Genomic DNA, 8,949 nt, shown 5'->3' with positions numbered 1-8,949 from the left:
CCAGTCAACCACCCTTAGATGTTGTAAGAATGTTGGAGTCGTAAGACGCTTGTACAACAGTAATTTTTACGACAAACCACCTATTTTAATAGGTGGTAGTTGATGGATTATCACTGAATATGTGAATCAAGCAAGTTAACAAAATTATGGCTACAAAAAAGAGGCGGGGATTTTTTCATATGAACCCATGCCTCTAATGTATAGATTAAACTAGTGACGGCCAACAATATCAGTCATGGTATATGAGCGTGTATCATAACGATTTCTAGAAGTAGAATATTCAAATGGTGTACCATTTTCTAAGTAAACCACTTGCTCTACCTCAAGAACGGGGGTATGTTCATCACAGTTTAATTCCTGTATATCCAATTCACCTGGCACATCTGCGTGAATTTTACGGTAGGCACCACCTATTTTTAAGCCCAATTCATCTCGAATATAGGCATAAATTGAGCCATATAAATGTTCTTCTTTTAATTGTGTAATGATTGAAGCAACAAAATAGGAATCCTCCAAGATATAGGGTTTGTTATCAATGATCCGCAGACGTTGGACATGATAGACGGGATCGGATGCTTCGATTAACAGGAGTTTTTGAAGTTCTTCATTGGGAAAAACGATATCAAATAATATTTTCTTCGATACAATTTTACGGTGACCAAATTGTTGGGTTAAACCTTGATAGTCATCAATTTTAGAGTCCCCATTGTTCCATAAGGTACTTTTCAAGACAAAGGTGCCGACACCACGTTTCTTAATGATTAACCCTTCCATCGCAATCATATCGATGCCTTTCTTCAAGGTCATGCGACTGACACAAAATTCCTTGGCCAATTCAATTTGGTCAGGTAACATTTCACCTTCAGCATATTCGCCATCATTGATTCGACGCCGTAATTCGTTGGCAATTTCTTCGTACTTGTTCAAGTAAACCCTCCTAGGTTAGTTTTATTTATCCGTATTATAGTACATTGTCTATACTTAGTAAACTCATGTTCAAAAAAATAAGACAATTGTAAAAAAATAAAACGTATCTAATACACCGCCACTTTACATACCGTGACCATCATCAAAAACAAATGCCCCAAAACCAGCAACCACTGGGCAGGATGATTTATCTAAATTTTTGGTGATTGTATATATTAAGTGGCAAATAAACGATAAACGAACAGTTCAGGGCATTTTGCTTTACGTTTTTTCTCATAAAGATAAGCACAGCCTCTTCTGCTTGTCATTTTTTGTCTGTTTTGAATTGGATATTCACAATGCAGCAAAAATAAGCAATAATCTTTTTTAAGGCTAAAAGAATAAAAAAAAGACAACTGAAGGGGATCAGTTGTCTTTTCAATAAATATCAATAAGCAAACTTCATTAAACTTCTTCTTTTAGATTCAAGCGGTCTTGTACTTTCAAGAATGGGAACCAGATTGCCGCAACAATTACGACATCGATTAGTTGTAAAACACCACCCATTACTGAGTTCGTTGCCATCATACCTGAGAAGAACAAAGGCACAGTCCAAGGTACGATAACCCCAGTTGTTAATGGGAAGATGCCTGAGTACATCATGAAGTAGTTAAAAGTTGTCACAACTAGTGGTGTAAGAATCCAAGGAATGGCAACTGAAGCATTTAGTACAATTGGTAAACCGAAGATGACTGGTTCATTGACATTAAAGATACCAGGACCGATCCCCAAACGTCCGATTTCTTTCATTTGTTGGCTCTTCATAACAAAGGCCATTAGAACAACAACCATTAAGGTCATACCAGTACCACCAAGGCCTACAGTAAAGGTATCCATGAATGATTTAGTAATAATATGCGGTAATTCTTGACCAGCTTTGAAGGCTTCTAAGTTTTCTAAAGAAAGTGTTTGCCAGATTGGGTCTAACACGGAATTGATGATAACTTGACCATGTAAACCAAAGAACCAAAGCATTTGTGTTAAGAATAGCGCTAATAGGGTAGCTGGTAAACTTGAACCTAAACCAGTTAGCGGTTTTTGGATGAAGGTATAAACAATATCATGTAAGTTGGTATTCAATAAACCGACCACACTGGCATTTAACAGTAAGAATACAGTTAGCGTACCAATGGCTGGAATTAATGAAGAAAATGAGCGAGACACTGCTTCCGGTACACCGTCGGGCATATTAATCGTAATACCACGTTTTTTGATGCGTACATAGATTTCAGTTGCTAAAAAGGCTGCAAACATCCCAATGAACATCCCTTTAGCACCAAGACGATCAGTAGTTAAGGCGCCAGCAATTTCCACGCCTTCTGCTGTTGCAAAGTTGAAAGGGGTAAGGATTAAGAATGACGCAAGGGCAACTGCACCACCGAAGACCCCATCTTCATCATAAGACTTGGTTAAATAGTAACCAATCCCAAAGGCCACAAAGACGGTCATGATAGACATGGTTGCATTTTGACCGTTACCAAATAGGGTGCCTAAGGTTCCTTTCAAGTTGTCACTGAAGAAAGGCAGGTTATTTAATACAACAACGATAGAACCAAACATTGTTAACGGGAAGGCCAACATGAAGGCATCACGTAATACAGTTAGGTAACGGTTATTGCCTAGTTTGGCAGCGAAGGGGGTTAGCGATTCCGCTAATTTATCAATAAAATTATTCATTATAGGTTCCTTTCTTTAAAACCAAATTTAAAAGCCGTTATTTGTTGTCACTTCTTTAAACCAATGACCACTTTTCTTGATGGTCCGTTTCTTGTTGTCCTCTAAATCGACAGATACAAAACCGTAGCGGTTCTTGTAGGCATTCATCCATGACCAGTTATCCATGCAGGTCCACATGTGATAACCTTTAACATTCACACCTTCTTGAAGTGCTTGGTGTACATATTGTAAATGCCCTTTGATAAAGTCAATGCGGTAATCATCTTCAATTACACCGTCAGCATTTTTAAAGCGCTGTTCATCTTCAACGCCCATACCATTTTCAGAAATATAGCAGGCAATATTACCGTAATTATCACGGACATTAATTAAACAATCATAAATACCTTTTTCGTAAATTTCCCAGCCACGGTAAGGATTCATCTTACGGTCTGGCCAGATATAATTGTCGAAATAGTCATCCGGCATGGGTTTATCAGATAGTCGTTCTGTGGATTCTTTCTTTTGAATTCGGCGCGGTTGGTAGTAGTTGATCCCCAATAAATCGATGGTATTCTCTTTGATAATGGCAAGTTCTTCGTCGGTATAATCCGGTAAGTAGTCTAAGTGTTTCAACAAGTCCACTAGATCTTCAGGGAAGGTTCCTTTGATTGCTGGGTCTAGGAATGAACGGTTGAAGAAGGCGTCAGCTAATTGCGCAGCTTTGACATCTTCTGGGTCATTTGCGTCACGAGGATAGCTTGGTGTCAGGTTTAAAATAATCCCAATTTCACCATCTAAATTCATCTCGTGGTAAACTTTGATAGCTTTAGCGCTTGCTAAGCTTTCGTGGTAGGCAACTTGTACGGCACGCTTCATGTCTACGACTGCAGGATAGTGGAATTGATATAAATAGCCACCCTCCACAGGGACGATTGGTTCATTGTGGGTAAACCATTTTTTCACACGATCACCAAATAGCTCAAAACATGTCTTAGCGTAGGTTACATAGGCTTCAACCACTTCCTTACTTTCCCAACCACCTTTTTCTTGTAGGGCAAAGGGCATATCGAAATGGAATAAGTTCATAAATGGCTCAATATCATTGGCAATCAATTCATCAATATAATTGTTATAGAAATCAACGGCTTGTTGATTGACTGGACCAATACCATCTGGAATCAGGCGACTCCATTGGATAGAGGTACGCATGGAATTGTGACCGGTTGCCTTCATTAAAGCAATATCTTCCTTATAACGGGTATATACCTCTGACGTTTCGCTAGGGCCAACCTGGTCAAAGAATAGGTCAGGTTGCTCGCGGTACCAGTGATCCCAAATACTATCACCTTTGCCATCACCCGCTATGCGTCCCTCTGTTTGTGGACCAGAAATAGCCGATCCCCACCAAAAATTTTGCGGAAATTCATAATTCATCTAAACAACCCCTTTTATATGTCTATACATAACTTTAAGTAGAATTATACATACAACCAAGACTATATGCAAGCGATTACAAGAAACTTATCAAAAATATTTTTCTAAGGGTGTAAACTATGCTAAAATGCTGAAGAAGCATGCAAGAATTGCGATGATTTTATAGAAATAGCCAAAAGAGGTGTAGATAATTGAAGAAAAATATATATCCAACTGAAGTATTGGATGTCACAGTTGAAAGCTTGAACGAGAAGGGTGTGGGCTTTGCACGTTATATTCATCCACCCGAAAAAGGACCAAATGGGAAACATTTGCTCCTACATATTGATAATGTGGTACCTGGCGACAAGGTTCGGGTAACTGTGGTCAACGCGAAAGGCCGACACCGCGCGGGCGTTGCCTATGATGAGTTGCTAGAACCAAGTCCATTACGTAACCTAGATATGCCAACCAATCGAGAAATGGCTGCTGGGGCCCCATTACAATTCATGAAATATGAAGCCCAATTAGCACACAAGGAAAATCTAATTAAAGGGTATATGGCGGATGCCGGTGTGAGCGAAGACTTGGTCAAACCAATCATAGGTATGGAAAATCCTTACCGTTACCGCAATAAAATGGAGTTAACCTTTGGGGCAGATGGTGCGCTAGGCATGCATCAACAAGGAAATTACCGTCGCGTAATTGACCTGGAAGATTCTATTTTGGCCCCAGAAGAAATGATTGCAATCAAAAAAATTGTAGGTCAGTGGCAAAAGGACTACCAGTTCCCGGGCGTGGACAAGGATACTAAGGAAGGATTATTGGCCAACCTATTGATGCGCCAATCCTTTGCAACAGGGGAAATCATGGTTGCCCTATATGCGCTTGAACAACCAGATCAGTATCAAGCAGCTATTGATGATTTACGTGACCGTTTGCTTTCTGCGCAACCACGTATTGAATCTTTCCAATGGATCGTGAAGAAGGGTGGCATGGAACGCTCTTACGATAACGACGCCTACGTCATGTACGGACGTGACTACATCAATGACCGTCTGCAAGGCTTCAAATTCCGAATTTGGCCGGATACCTTCTTCCAAGTGAATCCAGTTCAAGCAGAAAAGATGGTAGATACAGCCTTATCAATGGCACAAGTATCACCTGATATGCGTGTCTTAGACTTGTTCTGTGGTATTGGTACCTTTAGTTTGCCGTTAGCACGCGCCAGCAAAGAGGTTGCCGGTATTGAAATTGTAGAAAATTCTATTCTTTCTGCCCGCCGAAATGCGGAAGACAATAATTTAGACAATACCTTCTTTATGGCGTCAGATGCACGTTTGGGTATGAAAGAGTTACCTGAAGTATGGGGTCAACCTGATTTACTACTATTAGATCCACCAAGAAATGGTGCCGGCGGTAAAGTCATGCGTGCCATTGGTCGTTTGGGTACAGACCGCATCGTGTATGTATCATGTGGACCAAAGAGTCTAGCCACTGATTTAGTTTGGTTGAAAGACTTTGGTTATGAAGTTGTAGAAGTACAACCAATCGACCAATTCCCACACACTGCACACTTGGAGACAATTGTTTTGTTGAAGAAAGTGAAATAATTTAAGGGTTTAAGTAATCATATTGAAGGCTGGGTCNTGTTGAAGAAAGTGAAATAATTTAAGGGTTTAAGTAATCATATTGAAGGCTGGGTCAAAAATACAGGACAACTATTACCGAGGAATCCTTGTCCTGTATTTGCTTAGAAAACTGCGATTCTCGAATGAGACTGTCATTCGAGAATTTTTTTGGCTTTTTATCTCGAATCGCCCATTATTCAGGAATAATCATTTTCCCAATATACAAAAAGAGGTTGGAACCATTTGTCCCAACCTTTTCTATATCAAGTAGCCTTTTAATATGTTTCGCACAATGAAAAAATCGTGTACACTATTAATTAATAGAGGACAGATTGGAGGGATTTTATGAGTGAAGAAAAGGGTAATACGATTGCCTCAATAGAGATTCGATTTGACAACGATCCTTGGCTTGAGGACATTTTTGAGGTTGAGGATGAAATTGAACCTGTTCAAAAATTGACGGTGGATGCTGATGGGAACGTGGATTTCTATGCTCAGGTATATTCTTTTGTGGAAGATAAGAAATTAAAGCCTAGAAGATTTGATGGCCAAATTCCTGTTGAAGTAACAAATGTGCTTTATAGCGCGGTGTTACAATTTATCGTAAAAAATGAACATGTAGCAACTGATTATAGTTTAGGCTTGTGGAACATAGTCGTAACATTCATTACGGGCGAAAAATACCAATTTGTAGGTAGCACAGATGCAGAAACTGCGGAGGAAACGTCTAACATACTTAGACAATGCATACCTATTCCTGGCTTACGTTTATTTGATGGAAATTATTCAGATCCTTATGGTGGCGATGAAATTACTCGGTTAACCTTGAATTATCATCGTAAAAGCAAATTACCACGAGCACTTTCAATTAATGGAGAGGAGCTTATAACCACTTGGCGTTATACTGAGTCCTTAGTGATTGACGGGGAAACTGAAACCGTGCAAATTATTCAAAATCTTGATGAAGATACTGAGGCTCGTCATTTTTTCAGAATGAAGAATCGGATAAAAATGTTGATGGACGATTTAAAAGATGAAGGATTATTGAAAGATCTTGATATACCAACAGGCAAAATACCCAAAAATCCTGATGAAACGATTACTTTCGAATTAGTGATTGAGTACGCAAAACGTGATACGCAAGAACTTAAAGGCAGGTTTGATTTGGCGCACTTGCCTGAAAATTGGTTTTTAATTGTAGACGCTATTCAAGATACGTTAGATAACTTTGGTAAGGGTGAAATCTTACACGGGTTACAGCAAATCGATTCAAAATCAAGAAAGAAACAAATTGTCTGTGGGGTTTCTTTCCAAGAATCTGATGAAATAAGATATTACATTACCGACAACAAGAAAATTCAAGTAGGGGATCTCGTTGAAGTGCCTTTAGGATATGCGAATTCTTTCTCTACGATTGGATATGTGGAAACGGTGGAGATGTACGCACCAAAAGACGTGCCATTCCCTATGGAAAGTGCGAAATATATTCTACATGTGCTTAATCGACATTAATAAAAGCGATTGGTGAAAAATACAGGACAACTATTACCGAGGAAGCCAGGTCCCGTACTTGCTCAGAAAACTGCGATTCTCGAATGAGACTGTCATTCGAGAATTTTTTGGTTTTTTCTCTCGAATAAATGGCTATTGTATAAAAAATAAGATTATTTTATTGAATAGAACCCCATTCGAGATAGATTGTATGCCTTGTACTGAATGAACCGTCATTCAGTAAGAATCATCTTTTATGTATCGAATGAAATTTTATTCGATACAATTTCGCGTTTTTGTCTCGAATCGCCCATTATTCAGGAATAATCAATTTTCAAATATACAAAAAGCGGTTGGAACCATTTGTCCCAACCGCTTTCATCTATTATAGTTATTTATTTTGTGCTTCGATGACTGCTTTAATACCGCCTTCGATGACGTGGGTATTGGTGAAGCCATTTTTAGCTAGATAAGCTGCACCTGCAGTGGCACGACCACCTGAACCACATAGGGTATAGATGGTTGCGTCTTTATCTAATTGGTCTAAGTTTTCTGGTAAGGTTTCTAATGCAATGTTGACTAGATTTTTCTTAGGTGCTGGTCGCGTGATTTCGTCTGGGTGACGTAGGTCTAGTAAGACATAGTCTGTGTCCAATGCTAAGAAATCGTCAGCTTTAATAGTGTCGGTTGTCACCAACGCATCAGCATCGATGTCAGCGAATAAGATATAACCAGCAAAGACAGCTGTATCGATTGCATCTAAATCACTTGGATCATTTACAACTGCAACAATTGTCTGACCACTTTCTACTAAAGCTGGGTAATATTTCGGCATTTGTTTAGCAGTTAGGTTTAAACTGTTTGCTAAATGACCTGCACGGAAAATGGTGTTGTCACGAACGTCAATGACTAATTCATCCGTTAATTCTGTATAATTGTATGTTTTCAAAATAGCACACCCCTTTTAGGGAAATTATAGCATCTAGTTGCGAATACTGTCAATTTGGGGGCTTGTTGAATATCCGTTTTTTCTGTTGAAACAAGATGGTATACTATTCAACAAATCGACAAATTGATAAATGAGAGGTTGGAAATACAATGGCAATTGAAAGTGTGGCAGTTTATTTAGGGTCTTCAGCGGGTAATGATCCAATATATCAGGCAAAAGCGAGAGAAATGGGACAAGTGCTGGCTCAAGCGGGTAAAACCTTGGTATATGGGGGTTCTAATGTAGGGTGTATGGCCTCTTTGGCTGATGGTGCATTAGCGGCAGGAGGCAAAGTTATCGGCGTCGTGCCTCAAAAATTAGTGGATAATGAAATTCAACATCCTAATCTAGATCAACTATATGTGGTTCACGGGATGCAAGAGCGTAAGGCAAAGATGATGGCATTAGCCGATGCTTTTATTGCTTTGCCAGGAGGACCTGGTACCATGGAAGAATGGTTTGAGGTATATACATGGGCACAGGTGGGTTATTTAGATCATCCGATTGCCTTATTGAATGTAAATAATTATTATCAACCGCTATTGACCTACTTGGATCATGCCGTGGCTGAAGGGTTCTTGCACCAACAGTACCGGGATATGGTCATTATTGATGCAGATCCACAGACCTTATTAGACAAAATTATTGCCTATCAACCAGATTACAAGAAAAAATGGTAGGCAGTTACTGTATTCAGATATATAGCAAATAGTGATTGAAATTAAAAGAGGCTGATACAAAAGGCCGCTAAAAAGGTGTACACAATTCTTAATAAGAGTTGTATAGTGGACCCAAAAAGTT

At 39.2% G+C, this 8,949-nt stretch carries 7 protein-coding genes; 3 read left to right on the top strand and 4 right to left on the bottom strand.

Going from position 1 to position 8,949, the window contains the following annotated elements; genetic code table 11:
* Positions 1-210: 210 nt before the first annotated feature.
* From EF384_RS09060 to EF384_RS09050, 3 genes are all read right to left on the bottom strand, one after another.
* Complete coding sequence (locus EF384_RS09060) at positions 211-927, bottom strand: GntR family transcriptional regulator (protein WP_123781325.1); 717 nt, start codon at positions 925-927, stop codon at positions 211-213.
* Positions 928-1,371: 444 nt separating this feature from the next.
* A complete protein-coding gene (gene celB / locus EF384_RS09055; RefSeq protein WP_123781324.1) occupies positions 1,372-2,643 on the bottom strand; it encodes a PTS cellobiose transporter subunit IIC in 1,272 nt (423 codons plus the stop codon).
* A gap of 27 nt (positions 2,644-2,670) precedes the next feature.
* On the bottom strand, positions 2,671-4,059 hold the full coding sequence (locus EF384_RS09050) for a glycoside hydrolase family 1 protein (RefSeq protein WP_123781321.1): 1,389 nt from the start codon (positions 4,057-4,059) through the stop codon (positions 2,671-2,673).
* A 191-nt stretch (positions 4,060-4,250) separates the two neighbouring features.
* Here EF384_RS09050 and rlmD point away from each other — a divergent pair, with 191 nt between their 5' ends.
* Positions 4,251-5,651: a 23S rRNA (uracil(1939)-C(5))-methyltransferase RlmD gene (gene rlmD / locus EF384_RS09045; protein ID WP_123781319.1), complete on the top strand. Its 1,401-nt coding sequence runs from the start codon at positions 4,251-4,253 to the stop codon at positions 5,649-5,651.
* 363 nt (positions 5,652-6,014) lie between these two features.
* On the top strand, positions 6,015-7,181 hold the full coding sequence (locus EF384_RS09040; RefSeq protein ID WP_123781317.1) for a hypothetical protein: 1,167 nt from the start codon (positions 6,015-6,017) through the stop codon (positions 7,179-7,181).
* A gap of 370 nt (positions 7,182-7,551) precedes the next feature.
* Here EF384_RS09040 and EF384_RS09035 read toward each other — a convergent pair whose 3' ends face one another.
* On the bottom strand, positions 7,552-8,109 hold the full coding sequence (locus EF384_RS09035; RefSeq protein WP_233570085.1) for a rhodanese-like domain-containing protein: 558 nt from the start codon (positions 8,107-8,109) through the stop codon (positions 7,552-7,554).
* 149 nt (positions 8,110-8,258) lie between these two features.
* Between EF384_RS09035 and EF384_RS09030 the strand changes: the two genes are divergently transcribed.
* Entirely contained in the window at positions 8,259-8,828 is a 570-nt protein-coding gene (locus EF384_RS09030) for an LOG family protein (RefSeq protein ID WP_123781315.1), read from the top strand.
* Positions 8,829-8,949 lie beyond the last annotated feature (121 nt).

Origin of the sequence: Aerococcus agrisoli (genome assembly GCF_003797145.1) — a bacterium.
GTDB classification, from domain to species: domain Bacteria; phylum Bacillota; class Bacilli; order Lactobacillales; family Aerococcaceae; genus Aerococcus; species Aerococcus agrisoli.
The sequence above is the reverse complement of the archived record's forward strand: the minus strand, read 5'-3'. Positions and strand labels throughout refer to the sequence as shown.